The organism is Kitasatospora sp. NA04385, from assembly GCF_013364235.1.
Taxonomy (GTDB): domain Bacteria; phylum Actinomycetota; class Actinomycetes; order Streptomycetales; family Streptomycetaceae; genus Kitasatospora.
This window is the reverse complement of sequence record NZ_CP054919.1, coordinates 4,594,828-4,616,242: the sequence shown is the minus strand read 5'-3', so window position 1 is coordinate 4,616,242 and position 21,415 is coordinate 4,594,828. Positions and strand designations below refer to the sequence as shown.

General features: G+C 74.8%; 21 protein-coding genes. 9 read left to right on the top strand and 12 right to left on the bottom strand.

Annotated features, from left to right (window positions below; all coding sequences use genetic code 11):
* Positions 1 to 309: 309 nt before the first annotated feature.
* Both HUT16_RS20720 and HUT16_RS20715 read left to right on the top strand, forming a co-directional pair.
* A complete protein-coding gene (locus HUT16_RS20720; RefSeq protein ID WP_176189612.1) occupies positions 310 to 453 on the top strand; it encodes a hypothetical protein in 144 nt (47 codons plus the stop codon).
* 6 nt (positions 454 to 459) lie between these two features.
* Positions 460 to 768, top strand: coding sequence for a hypothetical protein (locus HUT16_RS20715; protein ID WP_176189611.1), 309 nt, complete (start codon positions 460 to 462; stop codon positions 766 to 768).
* Positions 769 to 855: 87 nt separating this feature from the next.
* Here the strand turns inward: HUT16_RS20715 and HUT16_RS20710 are convergent, their stop codons facing one another.
* Entirely contained in the window at positions 856 to 2,187 is a 1,332-nt protein-coding gene (locus HUT16_RS20710) for a dicarboxylate/amino acid:cation symporter (protein WP_176189610.1), read from the bottom strand.
* Between the two features lie 420 nt (positions 2,188 to 2,607).
* Here HUT16_RS20710 and HUT16_RS39835 point away from each other — a divergent pair, with 420 nt between their 5' ends.
* Entirely contained in the window at positions 2,608 to 3,903 is a 1,296-nt protein-coding gene (locus tag HUT16_RS39835; protein ID WP_176192777.1) for an MFS transporter, read from the top strand.
* Positions 3,900 to 4,334, top strand: a complete 435-nt coding sequence (locus tag HUT16_RS20700) for a GNAT family N-acetyltransferase (RefSeq protein WP_176189609.1) — start codon at positions 3,900 to 3,902, stop codon at positions 4,332 to 4,334. The genes HUT16_RS39835 and HUT16_RS20700 overlap by 4 nt, the downstream gene beginning before the upstream one ends.
* A gap of 13 nt (positions 4,335 to 4,347) precedes the next feature.
* On the opposite strand, the gene HUT16_RS20695 is transcribed toward HUT16_RS20700, so the two are convergent.
* The 8 genes from HUT16_RS20695 to HUT16_RS20660 all read right to left on the bottom strand — a co-directional run bounded on the left by HUT16_RS20695 (position 4,348) and on the right by HUT16_RS20660 (position 11,829).
* Positions 4,348 to 5,403 (bottom strand): LacI family DNA-binding transcriptional regulator, encoded by a 1,056-nt coding sequence (locus HUT16_RS20695; RefSeq protein ID WP_176189608.1) that lies wholly within the window; start codon positions 5,401 to 5,403, stop codon positions 4,348 to 4,350.
* Between the two features lie 6 nt (positions 5,404 to 5,409).
* Positions 5,410 to 5,739: a DUF4229 domain-containing protein gene (locus HUT16_RS20690; protein ID WP_176189607.1), complete on the bottom strand. Its 330-nt coding sequence runs from the start codon at positions 5,737 to 5,739 to the stop codon at positions 5,410 to 5,412.
* An 82-nt stretch (positions 5,740 to 5,821) separates the two neighbouring features.
* Entirely contained in the window at positions 5,822 to 6,340 is a 519-nt protein-coding gene (locus HUT16_RS20685) for a GNAT family N-acetyltransferase (RefSeq protein WP_176189606.1), read from the bottom strand.
* Between the two features lie 9 nt (positions 6,341 to 6,349).
* Positions 6,350 to 7,675, bottom strand: a complete 1,326-nt coding sequence (locus tag HUT16_RS20680) for an MFS transporter (protein ID WP_254897909.1) — start codon at positions 7,673 to 7,675, stop codon at positions 6,350 to 6,352.
* A gap of 85 nt (positions 7,676 to 7,760) precedes the next feature.
* Entirely contained in the window at positions 7,761 to 9,029 is a 1,269-nt protein-coding gene (locus HUT16_RS20675; protein WP_254897908.1) for an MFS transporter, read from the bottom strand.
* 316 nt (positions 9,030 to 9,345) lie between these two features.
* Positions 9,346 to 9,939, bottom strand: a complete 594-nt coding sequence (locus tag HUT16_RS20670) for an anti-sigma regulatory factor (RefSeq protein WP_176189605.1) — start codon at positions 9,937 to 9,939, stop codon at positions 9,346 to 9,348.
* A 439-nt stretch (positions 9,940 to 10,378) separates the two neighbouring features.
* Positions 10,379 to 11,242 (bottom strand): formyltetrahydrofolate deformylase, encoded by an 864-nt coding sequence (gene purU, locus HUT16_RS20665; protein ID WP_176189604.1) that lies wholly within the window; start codon positions 11,240 to 11,242, stop codon positions 10,379 to 10,381.
* A gap of 146 nt (positions 11,243 to 11,388) precedes the next feature.
* Entirely contained in the window at positions 11,389 to 11,829 is a 441-nt protein-coding gene (locus tag HUT16_RS20660) for a hypothetical protein (RefSeq protein WP_254897907.1), read from the bottom strand.
* Positions 11,830 to 12,114: 285 nt separating this feature from the next.
* Here HUT16_RS20660 and HUT16_RS20655 point away from each other — a divergent pair, with 285 nt between their 5' ends.
* Entirely contained in the window at positions 12,115 to 13,404 is a 1,290-nt protein-coding gene (locus HUT16_RS20655) for an ABC transporter substrate-binding protein (protein ID WP_176189603.1), read from the top strand.
* Between the two features lie 126 nt (positions 13,405 to 13,530).
* On the opposite strand, the gene HUT16_RS20650 is transcribed toward HUT16_RS20655, so the two are convergent.
* Positions 13,531 to 14,646 carry a hypothetical protein gene (locus HUT16_RS20650; protein WP_176189602.1) on the bottom strand — a complete coding sequence of 372 codons (1,116 nt, stop codon included), beginning with the start codon at positions 14,644 to 14,646 and terminating at the stop codon, positions 13,531 to 13,533.
* A 173-nt stretch (positions 14,647 to 14,819) separates the two neighbouring features.
* Positions 14,820 to 16,196 (bottom strand): transcriptional regulator, encoded by a 1,377-nt coding sequence (locus HUT16_RS20645; RefSeq protein ID WP_176189601.1) that lies wholly within the window; start codon positions 16,194 to 16,196, stop codon positions 14,820 to 14,822.
* Between the two features lie 255 nt (positions 16,197 to 16,451).
* On the opposite strand from HUT16_RS20645, the gene HUT16_RS20640 reads away from it, so the two are divergent.
* Positions 16,452 to 17,156, top strand: coding sequence for a bifunctional DNA primase/polymerase (locus tag HUT16_RS20640; protein WP_176189600.1), 705 nt, complete (start codon positions 16,452 to 16,454; stop codon positions 17,154 to 17,156).
* 672 nt (positions 17,157 to 17,828) lie between these two features.
* Here the strand turns inward: HUT16_RS20640 and HUT16_RS20635 are convergent.
* Positions 17,829 to 18,518, bottom strand: coding sequence for a metal-dependent transcriptional regulator (locus HUT16_RS20635; protein ID WP_176189599.1), 690 nt, complete (start codon positions 18,516 to 18,518; stop codon positions 17,829 to 17,831).
* 200 nt (positions 18,519 to 18,718) lie between these two features.
* Between HUT16_RS20635 and HUT16_RS20630 the strand changes: the two genes are divergently transcribed.
* The 3 genes from HUT16_RS20630 (at position 18,719) to HUT16_RS20620 (ending at position 21,411) form a co-directional block, all read left to right on the top strand.
* Positions 18,719 to 19,468, top strand: coding sequence for a sugar isomerase domain-containing protein (locus HUT16_RS20630; RefSeq protein WP_176189598.1), 750 nt, complete (start codon positions 18,719 to 18,721; stop codon positions 19,466 to 19,468).
* Between the two features lie 130 nt (positions 19,469 to 19,598).
* On the top strand, positions 19,599 to 20,528 hold the full coding sequence (locus HUT16_RS20625; RefSeq protein WP_176189597.1) for a DUF4231 domain-containing protein: 930 nt from the start codon (positions 19,599 to 19,601) through the stop codon (positions 20,526 to 20,528).
* A gap of 13 nt (positions 20,529 to 20,541) precedes the next feature.
* A complete protein-coding gene (locus HUT16_RS20620) occupies positions 20,542 to 21,411 on the top strand; it encodes an alpha/beta fold hydrolase (RefSeq protein WP_254897906.1) in 870 nt (289 codons plus the stop codon).
* Positions 21,412 to 21,415: the final 4 nt, after the last annotated feature.

Genomic DNA, 21,415 nt, shown 5'->3' with positions numbered 1-21,415 from the left:
CTTTGATCATCGATCACCCCTTACGCGAAAAGCACCCTGCGTGTGCGATTCATCACTGTGGGGGACGTTTGACATCCGCTCCCCGCGGCAATGGAGCCCCCGCTTTTTTGCACCATGTACACATCACCGTGTCCGGAGTCGGACAGGCCGGTTGGCGCCATCCGGAAGACCTTCCGCCCGCTCCGGCGGGCGGCGAGAGTAGTGCTCGCCGCCAGGACGAACGGGCCGGGCGGCGGACCGGGAAGCGCCGACCGCGGGGCGCGCCGGTCGGACCCGCCCCTGCCCTTCCCACCCCCGAGGAACGCCACGATGCTCCGCACCCCCCTCGCCAAGGCCGCCGCGGTCCTGCTCGCCCTGGGCGCCCTGGTCGCCGCCCCCGCCGCCCTCGTCTCCACCGGGGCCCCGGCCGCCCACAGCACCACCCTCGCCGGCGACAGCCTCGGCTGGGGCTGACGACGGGTGGAGATCGCCTACGCCAGCCTGTACCGCAGGAGCGCCTCCGGCCCCGTGCCACCGGACGGGGCGAGCGAGGTCCTGGACGTCCTGTGGGCGCACGTCCGCCCCGAGGAGCAGGTCCAGCACCTGTCCGCGCGCAGCACGGCCGACCGCGTCGACCTGCTGTTCTACCTCCTCACCCGGCTCCCCGACGCCGCCGCCCGGCCGCCCCTGGACACCGTCCGCGCCCTGCTCGCCCGCAGCCACCGCGCCTCGCCGGCCCTGCACCGGCACTACCTGCCGCCGGACGCCCCACCCGCGCCCCCGCCGTGACCCGCCGGGGGGCGGGGAGCCGGGCGCAGGCGCGAAGGCCCGCACCCTCCCGGGGTGCGGGCCTTCGTGTGCGCGGGGCGGGCCGGGTCAGGCGGTGACGGGCTCGGCCGCGGCCTGGGCCGGGACGGCGGCCGGCCGGTCCTCGGCGAGGAGGTCGCCGGTGGGGTTGTTGTAGGCGGTGAGGTCGAGCGTCTTCTCGCGGGCGGAGACCAGGATCGGGACGACGACCTGACCGGCCACGTTGGTGGCGGTGCGCATCATGTCGAGGATCGGGTCGATCGCCAGCAGCAGGCCGACGCCCTCCAGCGGGAGGCCCAGGGTGGAGAGGGTCAGGGTCAGCATCACGATCGCGCCGGTGAGGCCGGCGGTGGCCGCGGAGCCGATCACCGAGACGAAGGCGATCAGCAGGTAGTCCTTGATGCCGAGGTCGATGCCGTACACCTGGGCGACGAAGATCGCGGCGAGCGACGGGTAGATCGCGGCGCAGCCGTCCATCTTGGTGGTGGCGCCGAACGGCACCGCGAAGGAGGCGTACTCGGACGGGACGCCGAGGCGCTCGGTGACCCGGCGGGTGACCGGCAGGGTGCCGACCGAGGAGCGGGAGACGAAGGCCAGCTGGATCGCGGGCCAGGCGCCCTTGAAGAAGTTCAGCGGGTTGAGGCCGCCGACGAAGCGCAGCAGCAGCGAGTAGACGCCGAACAGGACGATCGCGCAGCCGACGTAGACGTCGACGGTGAGGGTGGAGAAGGGCTTGAGCAGGTCCCAGCCGTAGACGGCGACGGACTTGCCGATCAGGCCGAGGGTGCCGAGCGGGGCGAGCCGGATGACCCACCACAGGGCGGTCTGGACGAGCTCCAGGACGGCCTCGGAGAGCTTGCGGACCGGCTCGGCCCTCTCGCCGAGCTTGAGGACGGCCGCGCCGACGACCACGCCGAGGAAGACGATCTGGAGGACGTTCACCTTGAGGAAGGCGTCGGCGATGTTGGTCGGGATGATGCCGGTCAGGAAGTCGACCCAGGTGCCGCCCTTCTCGACGCCCTTGAGGCCCTGGGTGGAGAGGTTCGCGCCCTTGCCGGGGTCGGTGAGCAGGCCGAGGCCGAGGCCGACGGCGACCGCGATCAGCGAGGTGGCGAGGAACCAGAACAGGGTGCGGGCGGCCAGCCGGGCGGCGTTGGTGACGTTCCGCAGGTTGGCGACCGAGACGATGATCGCGGTGAGGACCAGCGGCGGGACGGCCAGCTTGAGCAGCTGGACGAAGGTCTTGCCGATGGTGTCCAGGGTGGTGGTCAGCCAGCTGACGTCGCCGGCGCGGGCGATCCAGCCGAGCAGCAGGCCGAGGACGAGGCCGCTGACGATCTGGACCCAGAAGGGGGTGCGGCGGAGGCGTCCCAGCAGGGTGGGCGCGGGCGCGGTGGACATGGGTGTGCGTCTCCGGGGAGTGGTGGAGCAGGCGGGGGGGAGGGGCGGAGGCGGCGGCACGACGGACGCGGGGGCCGGGCGGGGAGGCCCGGGGCCGGCAGGCGGTGCTGCCGGTGCGTCAGGAGCGGCGTGCCGCCCGCATACAGCCGCCGGAGCGACAGCGGCGCGGGCCGTCCACGGCACCGGGCAGACGCGGGCAGCGCGGTACGAGCGGGGTGCTCGTTCCGGCCCGGCGCGCGGCGTCTGCGGTGGTCATGACCGGCACACTAGCAACAAACCTTTGAGATGTTCAAAGTAGTTGTTTGAGATCGTTGCCGAACCACCCTTTCCTGACGGGCCATCAGCCCGACCGGACAGCTTTGACGCCCATCTGGTTATACGTATAACTTGAAGGGACACCCCCCGCCGGAAGGACGCCCCATGGGCTACGCCGCACTGCTCCGCGCCCCGCACGTCGCCCGGCTGCTGCTCGGCACCCTGCTCGGCCGGCTCCCCGCCGGCATGACCGCCCTGGTCATCGCGCTCGCCCTGCGCGAGGCCGGCACCCCGTACAGCCGGATCGGCCTGGCCACCGCCGCGTACGCGATCGCCGCCGCCGTCGGCGGGCCCGTCCTCGGCCGGATCGTCGACCTCACCGGGCAGCCCCGCGTCCTGCTCGCCTCCGCCGCACTGGCCGGCACCGGCTACGCGCTGCTCGCGCTCGCCCCCGGCTCCGCCCTCGCCGCCCCGCTCGGCGCCGCCGTCGCCGGGCTCTGCATGCCCCCGCTGGAACCCTGCCTGCGCTCGCTGTGGCCCGACGTGGTCGCCGAGGAGCAGCTCGACACCGCGTACGCCTTCGACTCCGCCTCCCAGCAGGTGCTGTACGTCGCCGGGCCGCTCGCCGTCGCCGGGATCGCCGGCGCCCTCTCCCCCACCGCCGCGCTGTGGACCGCCGCCGTGCTCGGCCTGCTCGGCGCCCTGGTGGTGGCCGGCTCCGCCCCCGCCCGGGCCTGGCAGGCCCCGCCGCGCGCGGCCTCCGCCGGACTGCTCGGGCCGCTGCGCTCCCCGGGCTGGTCCTGCTGCTGCTCGGCCTGGCCGGCGCCGGCTGGGCGGTCGGCGCCCAGAACGTGCTGTTCATCGCGTACGCCGAGCAGCACCCCGGCGGCCTGCCCGGCGGCGCCGGGACGCTGCTCGCGCTGGCCGCCCTCGCCGGACTGCTCGGCGCCCTGGCCTACGGCGCCGCCCGCTGGCGGGCCGACACCGCGACCCGCACCTGGGTGCTCGCCCTCGGCATGGCCGCCTGCTACCTGCCGCTGCTGCTCCTGCCCGGCCCGTGGCCGATGGCCGCCCTCGCCCTCGTCTCCGGCCTGGGCCTGGCCCCGCTGCTGGCCGCCGCCTTCGTCCTGGTCGCCGAACTCGCCCCCACCGGCACCGTCACCGAGGCCTTCGCCTGGCTGGTCACCCTGTTCGCCACCGGCAACGCGGCCGGCTACGCGGTCTCCGGCGCCCTGGTCGACACCTCCCTGCACGCCGTCGCCCTGTGCGCCACCGGCGGCATCACCCTCGGCGGCCTCCTCCTGCTCACCACCCGCACCCGCCTGCGCCCCACCGCCCCCGCACCGGTGCCCGTCCCCGCCTGACCCCGCGGCCCGAGCCACCCGCCCGCCGGACCCGGCCCGACCCGGCCGAAAAGCGTTGGTCCGGGGCGGGCGGCCGCTGCTTGGATGCCCCGCATGACCAGTTTCGAGCTGCCCGCCGGCCACAGCGTCTCCACCGACCCCGCCCGCCTCGACCGGGAGGCCGTGCACCGCTGGCTCTCCGAGGGGGCGTACTGGGCGCTCGGGCGGCCCCGCGAGAAGCAGGACGCGGCGATCGACAACTCGCTCAACTTCGGTCTGTACGAGGACGGTTCGGGCGCCCAGGTCGGCTACGCCCGGGTGGTCACCGACCGCGCGACCTTCGCCTGGCTGTGCGACGTGTTCATCGCGCCCGGGGCCCGCGGCAAGGGCCTGGGCACCGCGCTGGCCGCCGCCGTCCGGGACGAGCTGGCCGCGCTCGGCCTGCGCCGGATACTGCTGGCCACCGGGGACGACCACGAGGTGTACGCCAAGGTCGGGTTCGCGCCGCTGGCGGTGCCGGAGAAGTGGATGGTCCTCGGCGAGCAGTGAGCCGGACGACGGCTCAGCGCGCCGCGGTGGACCGGCGCACCACCAGCGTGGTCGCCAACGGGGGCACCGGGGCCGGGAGTTCGCCGTCCAGCAGGGCGGCCAGGGTGGCCAGCCCGGCCCGGCCCAGCCGCTCGCCCGGCAGGTTCACCGTGGTCAGCGGCGGGCTGAGCAGCTCCGCCACCGGGATGTCGTCCATGCCGACCACCGACAGGTCCGCCGGGATGCGCAGCCCCAGCTCCCCCGCCGCCCGGTACAGCCCGGACGCCACCACGTCGTCGTCGCACACCACCGCGCCCGGCCGCCCGGGGCCGGCCAGCAGCTCGCGGGCCGCCCGCGCCGCCTCCCGGCTGCCCTCGTTCAGGCTCACCGCCAGCTCCCGCACCTCCAGGCCCGCCGAGGCCGCCGCGAACGCCGCCTGCCGCACCCGGAAGGTGTGCGCCGAGTGCACCGAGCGCAGGTAGCCGATCCGCCGGTGGCCCAGCCCCGTCAGGTGGTCGACCGCCGCCCGCATGCCCGAGGCCAGGTCCAGCTCCACCGTCGGACGGCCCGGGTGGGCCGCCGGGTCCGCGTCCAGGAACACCGCCGCGGCGTCCGCCGGCAGCCCGCCCACCTGCCGGTCGTCCGGCGAGCACACCAGCAGCCCGTCGAACCGCCCGGCCGCCGCCGCCTCGGCCAGCGCCGCCGCGTCCCACCCGCTGGAGACCACCACCGCCAGGCCGTGCCGGGCCGCCTCCTCGTGCACGCCGGTCAGCACCCGGCCGAAGAACGGGCCCAGCAGGTTCGGCACCGCCAGCAGCACCATCCCGCTGCGCCCCAGCCGCAGCTGCCGGCCGGCGGCCTGCGGACGGTAGCCCAGCTCCCGGGCCGCGGCGTGGATCCGCTCCCGGGTCGGCTCCGAGACCCGCTGCCCGGCGCCCCCGGAGAACACCAGCGAGACCGTCGCCTGCGAGACGCCCGCCAGCCGGGCCACGTCACGGCCGGTCGGGCGCCGCCGCGGGCCCTCGCCGGACGGGCCGTCGCCGAGCGGGCCCTCGCCGGGCCGGTCCTCGTCGGGCGGGCTGTCCGACAACGCCGGTCAGCCGGCCTGCGCCTGCTGCGCCGCGGCCGCCCGGGCCGCGTCGTCCGCCGCGTCCTCGGCCGAGTCGCGCGCCACCGCACGGGTCTTGCGGGCCTCGACCCGCTCCGCGATCTGCGCCGACATCTCGTCGCGCTGCTTGCTCAGCACCACGTAGCTGATCGCCGAGGACGCCACCGCCGCCAGCGCGAACAGGATCAGCAGGCCCAGCGAACCCACCACCGGGATCACCTCGAAGTGCCCCAGCAGCAGCGCGACCAGCAGACAGGCCAGGAAGATGCTCGCCCGCAACGAGGTGTAACGGAGCGTGGCGTGGTTCTTGCTGCTCACCGGGATCGTCCTTCGCTGCCGGGTCGCGCCGGCGGGCGCGCGGGGGTACTGGCCCTCCCAGTGAAGCACGACCTGACACCGCTCAGGCGCGCAGGTCGAGCCACATCGTCACGTCGTCCCGGTCGTCGCCCGGCGCGACCCGGATCGCCCCCGGCACCCGGCCCACCTCCACGTACCCGCTGCGCCCGTAGAACCGCTCCAGCCCGTGCCCGCCGCGCAGGGTCAGCTTCAGCCCGGCCAGCCCCCACTCCCGGGCCACCCGCTCCGCCTCCGCCAGCAACTGCGCGCCGTAGCCCCGGCCCTGGAAGCCCGGGTGCACCATCACCCGCTTCAGCATCCGCCAGTGGTCCATCAGACCGAACCGCATGTCCTCGAAGAACACCACCGCCACGACCCGTCCGCCCGGCTCGTACCCCACCAGCAGCCGGTCCGGCCCCAGCGCCCCGAACTGCCGCTCCGCGACCGGCCGCACCTCGTCCGCCCCCACCGGGGGCACGAACCCCACCGCGCCCCCGGCGTTGGACACCTCCGCCCACAGCGCGGTGATCTCCTCCCGCAGCTCGGGGGTCGGCTCGGGGTCCAGCACGAATCGCACACTCATGCGCCCAGCCTAAGCCGCGCGCGTCGAGGGGCCCGGGGCTCGGGGCCGAAGCGCCGCGCAGCAGATCACCGCGACCGCGCACAGCCCGCCCGCCGCGTACCAGGTCGCGTCGTAGTCGCCGAAGCGGTCCCGGGCCAGGCCCGCCAGGCCGGCCACGACGGCGGCGCCGACCTGGTGGGCGGCCAGCACCCAGCCGAAGACGATCGGGGCGTCCGGGCCGAAGTGGCGGCGGCAGAGGGCGACGGTGGGCGGGACGGTGGCGACCCAGTCGAGGCCGTAGAAGACCACGAAGGCCAGGATCGGCGGCCGCAGGCTCTCCCCGAGGAGGGCGGGCAGGAACAGCAGCGAGAGCCCGCGCAGCGCGTAGTAGGCGATCAGCAGCCGGACGGGGTCGAAGCGGTCGGTGAACCAGCCGCTGGCGATCGTCCCGGCGACGTCGAACAGGCCGACCAGGGCGAGCAGCGAGGCGCCGGTGGTGACGGGCATGCCGTGGTCGTGGGCGGCGGGGATGAAGTGGGTGCCGATCAGGCCGACGGTGGTGGCGCCGCAGATCGCGAAGGACGCGGCGAGCAGCCAGAACGCCCGCCGCCCGGCCGCCTGCCGGAGCACCCGCAGCGAGCGGGCGACCGCCGACCCGTCGACGGCCGGCGGCGGCGGGGCGCTGGTCGCGCCGTACGGCAACTGGCCGACGTCGGCGGGCCGTTCGCGCATCAGCAGCAGGACGGGGACGGCCACCGCGGTGGCGCAGAGCGAGACCAGCACGACCGCGGTGCGCCAGCCGTGCCGTTCGACGAGCGCGGCCAGCAGCGGCATGAAGACCAGGTTCCCGGCCGCGCCGGCCGCGGTGAGCAGGCCGGTGACCAGCCCCTGGCGGGCCTCGAACCAGCGTCCGGAGATCGTGGTGGCGAAGGCCCCGGCCATCGAGCCGCTGCCGAGGCCGACCAGGACGCCCCAGCACAGGACCAGTTGCCAGGGGCTGGTCATCAAGATGGTGAGTCCGGCGCCGGTGGAGATGGTGAGCAGCGCGCAGACCACCACCGGGCGGACGCCGAAGCGGTCCATCAGGGCGGCGGCGAACGGCGCGGTGAGGCCGTAGAGGGCCAGGTTGACGGAGACCGCGCCGGAGATGGTGCCCCGCGACCAGCCGAACTCGTCGTGCAGGGCGCCCATCAGCAGGCCGGGCGTGGAGCGGAACCCGGCCGAGCCGAGCAGCACCAGCAGCGAGACGCCGACCACGACCCAGCCGTAGTGGACGCGCGGGGCGCGGGGCGGGCGGGGCGCTTCCCCGGCCGGTTCCGCGACGGGTTCGGGGCCGACGAGTTCCAGTTCCTTCACCCGTCCGAGTCTCCCGGCCCGCCCCGCCCGCCACGACCGCTCCGGCTGCCACGAATGACCGAATTCCGGTCACCGCGGGCCCGGTTCAGTGCCCGGACGCGACCACCCCGGGGCCGGGGACCCGGCGCAGGTTGCGGATCGGCGGGCTGAGCAGCAGCGCGGTGGCGGTGCCCAGGGTGACGAGGCCGCCGATCAGGTAGACCTGGGTGGTGCCGAGGAGGTCGACGGCGGGGCCGGCCAGCGCCGAGCCGAGCGGGAACATGCAGACGGAGCCCGCCACTTCGTACGCGTGGATCCGGTTGAGCACCTCGCCGGGGACCTGGGTCTGCACGCTGGTGGCCCACATGACGCCCCAGAAGCTGATGCCGATGCCGGAGACCAGCTGGGCGGCGCCGAGCAGCGGCCAGGGCAGGCCGGCCGCGAAGGCGAACTGCTGGACGGCGAAGAGGAACAGCGCGGCGGCCCCGGCGGCCAGCGGGCGGACCGGCTTGACCCGGATGGCGAGGACGCCGCCGATGATGGTGCCCGCGCCGAGCATGCTGTTGATGACGCCGTAGACGACGACGCCGTCGCGCTTGGCGATGTCGCCGACCACCACCGGGGCGAGCGGGCCCCAGGAGAGCACGGTGAAGACCATCCAGATCAGGATGACGCCCCACATCCAGCTGCGGGACCAGAACTCGTGCCAGCCGGCCACCAGGTTGCGCCACAGGCTGTCGCCGGGCGGCGGGGCGGGGACGGGGCCGAGCCGCAGGGCGAGCAGGCAGGCGGCGCTGACCGCGTACATCACGGCGGCGATCACCATCACCCAGCCGGTGGAGACCGTGATCAGCGCGGCGGCCAGCGAGGGCCCGGCCAGGCCGGTCAGCGCCTCGGCGATCCGCAGCACGCCGTTGGCGCCCTGCACGTCGGCGGAGACCAGCGGGACGGTGGAGGCCGCGCCGGGCTGGAACATCGCCGCGGCGGTGCCGGCCAGCGCGAGCAGCAGGTAGAGCTGCCAGAGCTGGTCGAAGCCGCGGAAGAACAGCACCGCGAGCAGTACCCGGGTGGTGAGGTTGAGCAGGTCCGCGAAGATCATCAGCCGCCGGGCGGTGAACCGGTCGGCGAGCACCCCGCCGAACAGCACCAGGCCGGCGAACGGGCCGAGCAGGAAGGCCATCGCGAAGCCGACCTCGGAGGTCCGGTAGCCGGAGGTCACCAGGCCGGCCGAGACGGCGACGGGGAGCATCGCGTCGCTGAGCAGCCCGGCCGAGCGGGCGGTGAAGTAGAGCCGGAAGTTGCCCGACCAGATGGCGGGCGGTTTCGCCGTGCTGACCTGCGGGGTGGGGGCGGATTGCAGTTCGGGTGCGGTCACGTGACTCAGTTTTGGTGTAGACCACTGCTGGTTTCCAGTGGTTTTGGGTCACGATGCGGAGTCCGCGCCTCCGCAGGCGGAGCGGCGGCCCGCCGTGCGCACCCCGAGCACGGCACGGCGGCCCGCCGTCCGGTCGGCGTCCGGGCCCTGAAAGCCGTGACGCCCGGGCGGCCCGATTTCGCCGAGGTTCCGGACGGGGTCGGCCAACGACCCCCTAGTGTCGGCACCGCCCGGTCTCCCTCGGCGTCCCCTCGCAACGGGCGCCGCACCCAAGAGTGATCAGTCGGATACTTCACGTCAATGGGTTGTCCGAAATTCAGACAGGATCATCCGGGGCGCGGACCGCGCGCGACCGGCGCGCACCCCGCCGCCGGGCACCCCGGCACCGCCGCCGCGGGGCCGCACNGGCCGGTGCGGCCGCCCGCTCAGCGGGCCGAGGCCACCGGGGCCGCCGAAGCCACCGGGCGGCCGGCTGCGCCGCCAGCGCGCAGGGCGGCCCGTCCGGGTCGCCGACCTCGCACCACACCCGCTTGCCGGAGCCGTCCGGGTACCAGCCCCAGCGCTCGCAGAGCAGCTCGACCAGCTCCAGGCCGCGCCCGTTGGTGGCGTCCTCGTCGGCCCCGGCGTGCCGGGGCGCGGGGGCGGCGCAGCTGGCGTCGGCGACCTCCACCCGGACGGCGGGCGGCGCGGCGGCGGGGTCGACCGGCAGCAGCAGCCGGAGCACCGCCGGGCGGCCGGTGTGCACCACCGCGTTGGTGACCAGCTCGGAGACCACCAGCACCAGGGTCTCCGCCACCGGGGAGTCCGGGTCGATCCCGCCCGCCCGCAGCCGGTCCCGGACCCACCGCCGGGCCCGTGACACCTCCGCCGGGTCCGCCTGGACCGCCAGCTGTACCTGGAGTACCTGCACCGCTCCACCACCCGCACTAGGTATTCGGCCCGTTTGATCCCGCCGGTCCGGTCGGCCGCTCGAAGCGGGGGTCACCGACCAGGACTGCCCATGGCATCGACACGAATACGCCCCAGAATGATTCCGCGACCGGATCGCAGCAAGAGCTTCGGGCATATTCCAGCGTTCGGGGGACGGCTCGGTGCATACTGTCCCGCTCACCCTGCCGGGGTTCGCACGACAGGTCGGCGGCACCGGCCCTCGGGTACCCCCGACCGTACCGCCGACGGCGCCCGGGGCACCGGCCCGCCACGAGCGAACCACCCTTCCTACAAATGTCCACCGGCGGTCGAACACCGGGCGGCGGAAGGGAACTGAGCACCCGTCGGCCGAACACCCGCCAGCCGAGCACCCGTCAGCCGGACGTCCGCCGGGCGGACGTCCGCCGGTCAGGCACCCGTCAGGCGAACACCACGGTGCGCGAGCCGTTCAGCAGCACCCGGCGCTCGCTGTGCCACTTCACGGCGCGGGCCAGCGCCTGGCACTCGACGTCCCGGCCGAGCGCCACCAGCTGCTCGGGGGTGACGTCGTGGGTGACCCGGGCGACCTCCTGCTCGATGATCGGGCCCTCGTCCAGGTCGGCGGTGACGTAGTGCGCGGTGGCGCCGATCAGCTTCACGCCCCGGGCGTGCGCCTGGTGGTACGGCTTGGCGCCCTTGAAGCTCGGCAGGAAGGAGTGGTGGATGTTGATGACCCGTCCGGACAGCGCCTTGCACAGGTCGTCCGAGAGCACCTGCATGTAGCGGGCCAGCACCACCAGGTCGACCCGCTCCTCGGCGACCAGGTCGAGCAGCCGCTGCTCGGCCTCCGCCTTGGTGTCCCGGGTCACCGGGAGGTGGTGGAAGGGGATGCCGTACGACTCGGTCAGCGCCTGGAAGTCGGTGTGGTTGGAGACCACCCCGGCGATCTCCACCGGCAGCGCCCCGATCCGGGTGCGGAACAGCAGGTCGTTCAGGCAGTGCCCGAACTTGGAGACCATCAGCAGCACCCGCATCCGCTCCGCGGAGGCGTGGATCTGCCACTCCATCCGGAACGAGGCGCCGATCGCCGCGAAGCTCGCCCGGAGCTTCTCCGCCGTCACCGGCTCCTCGGCCGAGAAGTGCACCCGCATGAAGAACAGCCCGGTGCCGGCGTCGCCGAACTGCTGGCTGTCGATGATGTTGCAACCCGTCATGAACAGGTAGCTGGAGACCGCGTGCACGATGCCCTGCTTGTCGGGACAGGACAGCGTCAGCACGTACTGGGAGCGGGCGGTCTCTTCCATGTCGGGGGCCCCGTTTCTGGGTTCGGATGGCGACGGGCAACGGCCCAGCCTGGCACAGATCGCTCCGGCGCGCGGCCGCCGCCCGCCACCCGAGACTCCCGGCGGCCCCCGCCGACGGCCCTCCGGCGCCCTCGCGGGGCCACCGCTCAGCCGCGCGCGGTCAGTTGCCGCAGTTCGTCCAGCGGCCGGGGCGGCAGGTCCGGGTCGTCGCCGTCGTTGACGGCCAGCCGCAGGTGCGCCTCGCGGGCCGCCCGCACCGCCTCCGGCCAGTCCGGGTGGTCCAGGTACGCCGCGGCCCGGGCGTCCGCGCCGACCCGGTGCAGGATCCGCAGCACCCGCAGCACCGCGGCGTCCACCGCGACCGCCTCCGCGGAGTCCCGGAAGACCGAGCCCACGTACTTCTCCGCCGACCAGCGGTCCAGCCAGCTGTCCTCCACCAGCCGGTACACGGCGTCGGTGACGTCCCCGTAGCCGCCGGGGCCGCCGTCCAGCCAGGCCGCCCGCTGGAAGGCGGGGTCGGAGAACATGTGCAGCGCCGAGCGGATCCGGGCCCGCCAGCGCCACCAGGGCAGATCGCTCAGGGGCATGCCGCCCATCGTGCTGGAGCGCCCACCCGTTCGAAAAGTGCTTCGGGCAGACCGGTGCGGAGAATCCATGGTGTCGGACACGGGAGTCGATCGTACGTTCCCGCCCCGACCGCCTCTACACGCGTTACGGAACGGCAACGCTCCGTGTTCCTCCCTCGTTGGCGAACCGTTCACATCGCGTCCCTCTCGGCGTGCCCGGTGACGACCACCCTTGATCCGCCGAACCTGCGCAACGGAGCACGGGACGACCCGCAGCAGCACGCCCGCCTGGGAGGAAAGAGCGCCATGACGCGGAACGGAACCCCCCACCCGCCACCCGCCGTCAGCGGACGACGCCGCGCAGCCGCCGTCCTCGCGGCCTCCGCCGCGGTCCTGCCCGCCCTGCTCTCCGCCTCCGCCTGCGGGGGCCCCGCGGCCGCCGACGCCGCCGGCCGGGACGTCACCGTGATGACCTGGGCCCCGGCCGGCACCGGGGCCGCCGACCGCCCCGGCATGACCGCGCTCGCCGAGGCCGTCGGGCGCGAGCTCAACGCGCACGGCGGCCTGGCCGGCCACCGGGTCCGCGTCCTCACCTGCAACGAGCACGACACCACCGACGGCGCCACCGCCTGCGCCGACCAGGCCGTCAGCGCCCACGCCGTCGCCGTGGTCGGCTCCGCCAGCCAGTACGGCAGCAACTTCATGCCGATCCTCGAAGAGGCCGGCATCCCGTTCATCGGCGGCTACGGCCTCTCCGCCCCCGAGTTCAGCAGCCCGCTCTCCTACCCCGTCAACGGCGGCCTGCCCGCCCTGGTCGCGGGCAGCGGACGCCAGCTCGTCGCCGCCGGCTGCAAGCAGATCGCCCTGATCCGCCCCGACACCCGGGCCGGCGACGCCCTGGTCAGCTACCTCGGCAGCGCCGTCACGCAGAACGGCGTCAAGATCACCGACCTCAAGGCCCCCGAGAAGTCCAACGACTACTCCTCGTACGCGCACCGGGCCATCGGCGACGACCGGGCCGGCAACTGCGTGCTCTCCGCGCTCGGCGCCGAGCCCACCGCCAACCTGCTCGACCCGTACCGCCGGGCCAACCCCAGGAACACCCAGCTCGCCTCGGTCATCGGCTCCCTCCAGCAGTCGGTGGTCGACTCCACCGGCGGCGACAACGGCCCGCTGCGCGGCGCCTACGCCACCGGCTGGTTCCCCGTCGAGTCCTCCGCCGTCTGGGACGACCTGCGCGAGACCGCCCGCACCTACGGCGACGGCGCCAGCATCGACGTCGCCGACCCCGGCGTGCAGACCACCTGGGTCGCCTACGAGGTGCTCCGTCAGGCCGCCGAGCGGATCGACGGGGGCAAGCCGGTCACCGCGAAGGCCCTGCAGGTCGTCCTCGACGGCGGCGACCCGATCGACACCGCCGGCGCCACCCCGCCGCTCAGCTGGAGCGTCACCAGCATGCTCCCCAGCGCGGACTCCCCCCGGCTGGTGAACACCTCCGTCACCTTCCAGCAGGTCCAGAACGGCCGGCTGGTCGAGCAGCACCAGGGCTTCACCGACGTCCGCTGGGTCCTGACCAACGGCAAGCCCCCGGCGTGAGCGGCGGGAACGGGAGCGGGGCGCGGGTCTTCTCCCCGCGCCCCGCTCCCGTTGCTGTTCCCGGGCCCGCCGCTGTTCCCGGGCCCGTTGCCGGGCCCGCCGCTGTTCCCGCCCGGGCCGGAGGGCTCAGAGCTCCCCGGCGCTCTTGCCCGGCAGCCCCGTCTTGGTGGCGATCGCGCCCCACAGCTCCGACGCCTGATTCTTCGCCTTGGTGGCCGTGCCGCTCGCCGCGTCGCCGTTGTGCAGGTGCGCGTTGTCCTTGCTCTTGGCCGGGTCGCAGCCCGCCGCCAGGTCGGCGGCCCACTGGGCGTACTCGGAGTCGGCGGTGGCGGACGCCTGCCAGGCCGCCTGGAGCTGCTCCACCAGCTTCGCGCCGTCGGCGAGCTGGTCGACCTTGAGCGCGCCGAGCTTGGTGAGCAGGCCCTGCCGCTGGGTCGCGGCCGCGGTGAGCGCGGCCTGCGAGTCGGGCAGGTTCTGGCACTTGCCGACCGCGGCGACCGCGTTGACCACCGAGGTGCGGCTGGCGCTGGCGGTGCCGAGCAGGTCGGACATGGCCTGCGCCTGGGCCTTCATCTCGGGGGTGACCGCGGCGTTCCCGCTGTTCGGGCTGGGCGCGGCGGCGCTCTGGCCGGCCGTGGTGCCGCCCTTCGCGGTCTCCTTCTCCTTCTTGTCGCCGCCACTGGCCAGCACGCCGACCAGGATCGCGACCACCGCGACGCCGGCCACGCCGGCACCGATCAGCAGCTTGGTGTTGGGCTTGCGGCGGCCGCCGTCCGCGGCCTGCTGCGGGTAGCCGCCGGCGCCCGGGTAGCCGGGCTGCTGCTGCGGGGCGCCGTAGCCCGCGCCACCGCCGTAGGTGGGCGCGGAGGCGGCGTTGTAGCCGCCCTCCTGGGCCTGCTGGGGCTGCTGCGGCGGGAAGCCGGGCTGGGCGCCGCCGACGGCCGGTCCGCCGGCCGGGTAGGGCGGCAGGTACTGGGTGGCGCCCTCGTCGGCCGGCGGGGCCGCCACGGGCTGCTGCGGGGGCGCGCCCCAGTACTCGGGGCTGCCGCTCTGACCGAGCGGCGGCGCGGACTGCTGCTGCGGAACGGGCGCCTGCGGCGGTGCGGGCGGCTGCGGCTGGGCGTACGGGGGCTGCGCGGCGGCCTGCGCCGGACTGCCCTGGCCGTCTGCGGCGGGCTCCGGGCGGAACAGGTCGTCCAGATTGAAGTCGCCGGAGTTGGGATACGAGCGGCGCTGGCTCAACGCGATTCCTCACCTGTGCACGGCACCGGGATCCCGGGCCTCTCGGTTGCCCCGCCGGATTGCTGACGGCGGACCACAACTGCGAGGCCACGGTACCCGTTCACCGGCACAGGTGACTACGTGGGCTGCTGTTCCGTGCTATTGCTTCACGTTCCGGCGGCCGCCGGGACGGCTCACGCGGCCTCCCCGTCCATCCGGGCGTGGAACTCACGCACCGCGCGGTGGCCCCGGTACGGCTCCAGCCGGCTGCGGAAGTCGTCCAGGTACTCGACGCCCCGGTTGGAGCGCAGGCCGCTGAGCAGCCGGACCGCCTCGGTGCCGGTCTCGCAGGCGCGTTCCAGGTCCCGCTGCTGGAGCTGGGCGGTGGCCAGCAGGACCAGGTCGACGGCCCGGCGGCGGACCCGGTGCGCGGGGTGCAGTTCGAGCGCGGTGCGGGCGTAGTGCTCGGCCCGCTCGCCCTGCTGGAGGTCCCGGTGACAGTGCGCCAACTCGTCGGCGAGGTACGCCTCGTCGAAGTGGACGATCCAGTCCGGGTCGTCGGCGGGGTTGCGGCGCTCCATCGCGGCCAGCGCCTTCGCCGCGACGTCCTCGCAGGCGTACGCGTCGCCGAGCAGGGCGTGGCCGCGGGCCTCGGCGGCGTAGAACATCGCCATCGCGGTGGGGGTGGCCACCGAGCGGGCGCCCTCCTGGGCGGCGCGGGCGAGTTGGGCGATCTCCCGGGGGTTGCCGAGCGTCGCCGCGAGGTGGCTCATCGAGGCGGCGAGCACGTAGCCGCCGTAGCCGCGGTCGTCGGCGGCCTGGGCCAGGCGCAGCGCCTGGATGTAGTACCGCTGCGCCAGGCCGGGTTGGCCGGTGTCGACCGCCATGTAGCCGGCCAGCTCGGTCAGCCGGGCCACGGCGCCGAAGAGTTGACGCCCCGTCTCGTCCCGGTAGGAGCCGCCGAGGAAGCCGGAGACCACGCTGTTGAGGTAGTGCACCACGACCGGGCGGACGTGGCCGCTGCCGAAGCGGTGGTCGAGGTCGACCAGCATCTGGGTGGTGGCCCGGATCGCCGCGACGTCGGCCAGGCCGACCCGGGTGCCGCCGGTGCGGGCGACCACCGGGTCGGGCGGGGTGATCAGCCAGTCCCGGCTGGGCTCGACCAGCGCGGAGGCCGCGACGGTGGTGCCGGCCAGGAAGTCCCGCTTGCCGACGTCGCTGCGCCACAGCTCGCAGATCTGCTCCAGCGCGGCGCTCAGGCTGGGCGCGAACTGGAGGCCGACGGCGGAGCTGAGGCTCTTGCCGTCGGCCATGCCGATCTCGTCCACCGTGACGCCGCGGCCGAGCTTGCGGCCGAGCGCCTCGGCGATCACCGCGGGCGCCTGCCCGCGGGGTTGTTGCCCGCGCAACCAGCGGGCGACGGAGGTCTTGTCGTAGCGCAGGTCCAGTCCGTGCTCTGCTCCGCAGAGGTTGACCCGGCGGGCCAGGCCCGCATTGGAGCAGCCCGCCTCCTGGATCAGCTGCTGCAGACGCTCGTTCGGCTCTCGTGCGACGAGTGGTCTCGCGGCCATGGGATTTTCCCGCCTCCCCAACGCCGTCCGGACCCGACCGGAGGGCGACGACTGTGCAACACCATGCGGAATACCCACGGTGACGTACCCACTCCCCACGCGCCCGGGTGAATGCCCCTGTGCGCCCCCACTGCGCCCGTTACCGCCCCTGCTCGGCCGACCGGTTCCGACCAGGATCACCGTCCCGGGTGACATCGCGCGCCCCGTTCGAACCGTTCGGCCCCGGGCCGTAACCCGCACTCACGGACGGTAGTTGTGCAGCACGTGGACAACACCCCGGGAGCCCCCGACCAGAACCTGCCGCCGCTGCTGATCGAAGCCGTCCGCTACGCCGAGGACCGGCACTGGGAGGTCGCGCCGGGCGCCTGGCTGCTCGACGACGACGGCGCGGTCCGCTGCTCCTGCGGTGAGGAGCGCTGTGCGCTCCCCGGCGCGCACCCCCTCGGCGCGGACTGGCGGGGCCGGGCGAGCGCCGGGCCCGGGGTGGTCCGGAAGTGGTGGACGGAGCACCCGGAGGCTTCGATCCTGCTGCCCACCGGCCGGACGTTCGACGTGCTGGACGTGCCGGAGGTGGCGGGCTGCCTGGCACTGGCCCGGATGGAGCGGATGGGGCTGCAACTGGGCCCGGTGGTCGCCGTCCCGGCCTCGCCGGGGCGCACCGGGCGGCGGCTGCACTTCCTGGTGCTGCCCGGGGTGGTCGACAAGCTGCCGGACCTGCTCCGGCAGATCGGCTGGGCGCCGGACCGGCTCGACCTGGTGGCGCGCGGCGAGGGCGACTGGGTGGTGGCCCCGCCGTCCCGGGTCGGCGGGTACGCCTCCGCGCAGTGGGCCCGGCCGCCGTCCGCGCTGAACCGCTGGCTGCCGGACGCGATGGAGCTGGTCAGCCCGCTCGCGTACGCCTGCGGGCGCGAGGCCTCGGCCCCGCGCCCCGTCCAGCGCCCGGCCGTGGCCGCGCGCTGAGCCTTCCGAGCGGCCTTCCGAGCGTGCCCCCGGCCGATCCGGTGGGGGCGTCGTCCGCGCGGCACCCCGCGCGGCCGCGGCGGGTCCGGCCCCCCGACCAGGGGGGCGGGGCCCGCCGTTCGCACGCCCCGGCCCGGCCCCGGACCGACCTCGGACCGTCCGGAGCGCGATCTTCCGGAACCGGTCGTCATACCCGCAGGTCAACGGGGGAAGCCCACCGATCGGGTGACATCGCTCAAGGATTGGCCGCGGTTGCCGAGGGGATCATCCTCAGCGTCGGCACGGAGTCACAGCGCCACAGGGCCACGGAGCGGAGGGAGCGGACGGACCGAGAGCGCGGGGGGCTGCCGGGAGGGCGTTCGGACGGGGAAGCCGAACGCGGCAGCGGGAGGGAACACCGGGAGGGAACCGGCGGGGGAACCGGGAGGGAGTGGCCGGGCGCGGCCGGGGAGCCGCGCGCGACCGCGACCGGGCGGGGAACGGAGGGGAGCGGGGGAACGGCGCAGGGCCCGGTGTGGGGACACCGGGCCCTGCGCCGCACGCTCGGGCCACCGCACGGCCCGAGCCACCGCGTACTCGACACCCGGGCCGCCGCACGACGCCCGAGCGCCCGAACATCCGGACGGCCGCGCCGCCGCCGTGGCGCTCCGCCGCCGGGCCGCGCAGCGCCGCCTACGGCTGGGCGACGAACACGTGCGCGGCGATCTCCTTGCCGAGCTCGGCCGCGCCCTCGCCGGTGCCGACCAGCACGCCGCCGACCGCCGGGGAGACCCGCACCGTCGCCCCCGGGCGGACGCCCGCCCGGCGCAGGGTGCGCATCAGCTCGCCGTCGGTCTGGATCGGCTCGCCGATCCGGCGGACCACCACGTCCGTCCCGTCCTCGGCGGCGACCGCCTCCAGCGTCACCAGCCCGGCGTCGAAGCCCTCGCCCTCGGCCTTGGTGTCGCCGAGCTCGTCCAGGCCCGGGATCGGGTTGCCGTACGGGGACTGGGTGGGGTGGCCGAGCATCGCGAGCACCTTGCGCTCGACGGTCTCGCTCATCACGTGCTCCCAGCGACAGGCCTCCTCGTGGACCTGCTCCCACTCCAGGCCGATCACGTCCACCAGCAGGCACTCGGCGATCCGGTGCTTGCGCATCACCCGGACGGCCAGCTTGCGGCCCTCGCCGGTCAGTTCGAGGTGGCGGTCCCCGGCGATGTGGAGCAGGCCGTCCCGCTCCATCCGGCCCACCGTCTGGCTCACCGTGGGGCCGGACTGCTCCAGCCGCTCGGCGATCCGGGCGCGCATCGGGGTGATGCCTTCCTCCTCCAGCTCCAGGATGGTGCGGAGGTACATCTCAGTGGTGTCGATCAGCCCTGACATCGCCCCTGGCTCCGTTCTTCGGTGTCCTCACCGCCAATTCTGACGTACCGGAGTGACAACCGGACGCGCGCGCCCACTATGCCCGACGCCTTTCGTGGTGGTTGACAGCCGGGTCCGGCGCGGGCCACCGTGCACGCCGTAGCTTTCTCCACAGTGCGGTCTGGACCACCCGACCGCCGCCTAGCTCGGACGGAGCAGAGATGAGCGAACTGGTCGGCCGGTACCTGGACGCCGCCGTGGCCCACCTGGAGCGGATCCGCGCCGAGGAGGGGGAGAACGTCGAAGCCGCCGCGGAACTGCTGGCGGAGGCCGTCGAGCACGGCCGGCGGATCTTCACCTACGGCGCCGGGCACTCCTCGCTGGCCGCCCAGGACGTGGTCTACCGGGCCGGCGGCCTGGTCGTGATGAACCTGCTCAACGTGCCCGGGATGACCGGCGTCAACGTGATGCCCGCGCACCTGGGCAGCGCCCTGGAGCGGGTCTCCGGCCTGGCCACCACCACGCTCGACCTCACCCCGGCCCGCAGCGGCGACCTGCTGTTCGTGATCTCGCTCTCCGGCCGCCAGGTGATGCCGGTCGAGCTGGCCCGGCACGCCCGCGACCGCGGCATGAAGGTGATCGGCGTGACCTCGCTGGCCTATCCCGGCGCGGTCACCTCCAACCACTCCTCCGGCACCTACCTCAAGGACAACTGCGACGTCGTCCTGGACAGCAAGATCGGGATCGGCGACGGCGAACTCGACCACCCCGGCGCGGGCGCCCCGTTCGGCTCGGTGTCCACCATCACCACCAGCGCGCTGATGCAGTCGGTGACGGCCTCGGCCATCGCCAAGCTCGCCGACCGGGGCATCACCCCGCCGCTGTTCCGCTCCGGCAACGTGGACGGCGGCACCGAGTGGAACAACAAGGTGATCGCCGACAACGCGGAGCGGATCTTCTACGCCTGGTGACCCGCCCCATTCGGCCAACTCCGGTGCCGCTCGCGTAAGTTCGCCCGCCGTTGGGAAGGACTCCCGAGACCGGTGGGACTGCGCTGCGGGGGCGGGGATGGCGGCTGGGGCGGGGCGTTCGATCGGCTTCGTGCGGGAGCAGGACCTGCTCCCGCGCGTCTTCTGGGCCGCCGACGGCGCGTCCCTGCAGGGCCAGGCCAGGGCGGTGGCGCTCTCCCGGTGGGAGCTGCTGCTGCTGATCGGCGCGGCCTTCGCCGGCTCCGCGGACGGCCCGGCCTGGGCCTGGGCCGCCGCCATCGCCTACCTCGGCGCGCTGTTCATCGCCGTCACCGTCGCCCGGCAGAACCCGCAGCGGCTCTGGTACGACGGCCGGGCGGTCGCCGAGTCGGTGAAGACCCTGGTGTGGAAGTACGCGGTGCGCGCCGACTCCTACCAGCCGCCGCCGCGCAAGCTGCCCGACGCCGAGCGCCTCTACGACGTGCAGCTCTCCGGCATCCTCGGCGAGTTCGACACCGACCTGGTCTCCCCCGGCGTCACCGAGGAGCTGCGCACCTGGCGCGCCCCGGCCCGCCACCCGCAGATCACCGACACCATGGAGCGGCTGCGCGACCAGCCGCTCCCGGTCCGCCGCGAGGTCTACCTGCGCGAACGGGTGCAGAGCCAGCGCCAGTGGTACCAGGCCAAGGCCATCCAGTGCCGCAACGCCACCCGCCGGGTCGGCCGGCTCGCCGTCGTGCTCCCCGCCGCCGGCCTGCTGCTCGCGGTGCTGCGCGCCCTCGGCCAGTTCGGCTTCGACGCGCTCGGCGCGATCTCGGCCGTGGCCGCCTCCGTCTCCGCCTGGGCCCAGCTGCGCCAGTACCGGCCGCAGGCCGCCGCCTACACCCTGGCCGCCGCCGAACTGGCGAAGGTGGAGGCCCAGTTGGCCTCGGTCGACCTCGGCTCCGCGGACGCCGAGGAGACCTGGGCCCGACTCGCCCGGGACGCCGAGGACGCCATCTCCCGGGAGCACACCACCTGGCAGGCGCGCCGCGAGGTGCGCAGCCTCGACATCCCCAGCTGAACAGGAGGGCCCCGTGGCGCCACGGAGGATCGAGACGCCGGACGGCGGCGTCCTCGCCGTCGACACCTCCGGGGACCCGTCCGGCAGGCCGGTGTTCCTGCTGCACGGCACCCCCGGCAGCCGGGTCGGCCCCGCCCCGCGCAGCGCCGTGCTGGCCCGGATGCGGGTGCGGCTGATCTCCTTCGACCGCCCCGGCTACGGCGACTCCACCCGGCTGCCCGGCCGCGACGTCGCCGCCGCGGCCGCCGACGTCGCGGTGATCGCCGACGCCCTCGGGCTCGACCGCTTCTCGGTGGTCGGCCGCTCCGGCGGCGGCCCGCACGCGCTCGCCTGCGCCGCGCTGCTGCCCGACCGGGTCCGCCGGGCCGCCACCCAGGTCGCGCTGGCCCCCCGCCACGCGGAGGGCCTGGACTGGTTCGCCGGCATGACCGCCTCCAACGAACGCGCCTACCGCCAGGCCGAGTTGGGCCAGCCCCGGATCGCCGGCCAGTTCCAGGTCCGCTCCCGGGTGATCCGCCGGGACCCGGCCCAGCTGATCCGCAACCTGGTCCCCGAGCTCTCCCCGCCGGACCGCACCGTGGTCGCCGACATCGGCATCCGCCGGATGCTCCACTCCACCTACCGGCAGGCCTTCCGCTACGGCGCCGACGGCTGGATCGACGACGTGCTGGCCTTCATCGCCGACTGGGGCTTCGCCGTGGACACCATCCGGGTCCCGGTCCGCCTCTGGCACGGCGCCGACGACAAGTTCTCCCCGGTCGGCCACTCCGCCTGGCTCGCCGACCACATCCCCGACGCCCAGCTCTACCTCGAACCGGGCGCCGCGCACTTCGGCTCGCTCAAGGAGATGACCGACGCGATCCGCTGGGCGGCCCACGCCTGAGGGC